The organism is Saccharomonospora saliphila YIM 90502 (genome assembly GCF_000383795.1).
Lineage (GTDB): Bacteria > Actinomycetota > Actinomycetes > Mycobacteriales > Pseudonocardiaceae > Saccharomonospora > Saccharomonospora saliphila.
Window position 1 is genome coordinate 8,536 of record NZ_KB912617.1, and the last position, 2,158, is coordinate 10,693.

1 protein-coding gene is annotated in these 2,158 nt (G+C 72.8%); it reads left to right on the plus strand.

Annotated elements, in window-relative coordinates; genetic code table 11:
- Positions 1-48: 48 nt before the first annotated feature.
- A partial coding sequence (locus tag SACSA_RS21100) for an amino acid adenylation domain-containing protein (protein WP_157596571.1) occupies positions 49-2,158 on the plus strand: 2,110 nt, incomplete at its 3' end.

Here is a 2,158-nt window from a genome sequence, read left to right on the forward strand (position 1 = left end):
CGGCCCGCGACCCTCGCCCGCACCGCGCCCGCACCGGCGCGTGGACTCGTGCGCCGCACCGAATTCCTCGACGGCGAGACGGCGGCGGCACTGCGGGACCTGGCCTCCGGCATCGGGGTGAGCCTGCCGCCCGTGCTGATGGCGACGGCGGCGCTGTACCTGCACGCGATGACCGGGCGCGAGGACATCCTGCTCGGGGTGCCGGTGTCCACGCGGTTGGGCCGCACCGCCCGCGCCGTGCCCGGCATGGTCTCCAACGTGGTGCCGCTTCCGCTGAGCGTGACCGACGGGGCGAGTCTGGCCGAGTTGGTGGAGCAGACCTCCGCCCGGCTGCGCGAGACGATGCGCCACCAGCGGTACCGGTTCGAGGACCTGCGTCGTGACCTGCGTCTCGTGGGCAGCGAGGAACGCCTCGTCGGCCCCGAGGTCAACATCATGATGTTCGACTACGACCTGAGCTTCGGATCGTCGCGGGGCGTGGTGCACAACCTGTCGATCGGCCCGTCCGACGATCTGTCGTTCGTGTTCTACCAGCGTTCCGACGGTCGTGGGATGCAGATCGACTTCGACGCGAATCCCGATCTCTACGGCGCCGACGAGCTGGCCGGGCACCAGAACCGCTTCCTGGGCTTCCTGCGCCGCCTTGCCGCGACCGCCCCGGATGCGGCCGTGGGCACGCTGGACGCGCTCGGGGACGCCGAACGAGACCGCGTGCTGCACCGGAACAACGACACCGCGCGGGAGCTGCCCTCCGCCACGCTGACCGAGTCGCTGGAGCGCGCCGCCGCGCGTGACCCGGAGGCGACGGCGGTGGTCACCGAGGAGAGCACGCTGACCTACCGCGAGCTGCACGAGCGGGCAGGCCGGCTCGCGCAGCACCTGCGCGCGCGGGGGATCGGGCGCGAGAGCGTCGTCGCGGTCGCGATCCCGCGCTCGGCCGAACTCATGGTGGCGCTGCTCGGAATCCTCAAGTCCGGCGCGGCCTACCTGCCGCTCGATCCGGACTACCCGGTCGAGCGGATCAGGCTGCTGGTCGACGACGCCCGTCCCGCGCTGGTGCTGTCCACCACCGTCACCGCCGTCACCCTGACCGACGAGCTGTCGGCGGAGGTGCTGGTCCTGGACACCCCCGCGGCGGAGGATCTGCTCGCGGGGTATCCGGCGCACCCGCCGGCCGGGGTCGAGGCCGACGAGCGCGACCCGGCCTACGTCATCTACACCTCCGGGTCGACGGGAAGGCCGAAGGGCGTCGTGGTGCCGCACCGGGGCATCGTGAACCGGCTGCGGTGGATGCAGCACCGCTACTCACTGGCCGGGGACGACGTGGTCCTGCAGAAGACCCCGTCCGGGTTCGACGTGTCGGTGTGGGAGTTCTTCTGGCCGTTGCTGGAGTCGGCGACGCTGGTGCTCGCCCGCCCCGGCGGGCACAAGGACCCGGAGCACCTGGTGGAGCTGTGCGCGCGGCACGGCGTGACCACCGTCCACTTCGTCCCGTCGATGTTGCGCGCCTTCCTCGCCACGCGGTCGGTGTCGGAGTGCCGGAGCCTGCGCAGGGTGCTCTGTAGCGGGGAAGCCCTGCCCCGGGACCTTGTCGAGGAGTTCTACGACGCCTTCGACCGGCACGGCACCAGGCTGCACAACCTCTACGGCCCCACCGAGGCCTCGATCGACGTGACCTCGTGGGAGTGCGCGCGGGGCAGCGGGCCGGTGCCGATCGGCACGCCGGTGTGGAACACCCGCGCCTACGTGCTCGACGACGCGCTGCGGCCGGTGGCCACGGGCGTGACCGGCGAGCTGTACCTGGCGGGTGCCCAGCTCGCGCGGGGATACCTCGGCAGGCCCGCGCTGACCGCCGAGCGGTTCGTGGCCGATCCGTTCGGACCGCCGGGGTCGGTCCTGTACCGCACGGGCGATGTCGCCTACTGGGACGAACACGGCGCGTTGCTCTACACCGGCCGCGCCGATGACCAGGTCAAGATCCGGGGCAACCGGGTGGAGCTGGGCGAGGTCGCCACCGCGCTGGCCGCACACCCCGACGTCGCGCACGCCGAGGCGGTGCTGCGCGAGGACCGGCCGGGCGACCAGCGGCTCGTCGGTTACGTGGTGCCCGTCGAGGGCCGCACGGCCGACCCCGCCCGGCTGCGCGGGCACGTGGCGG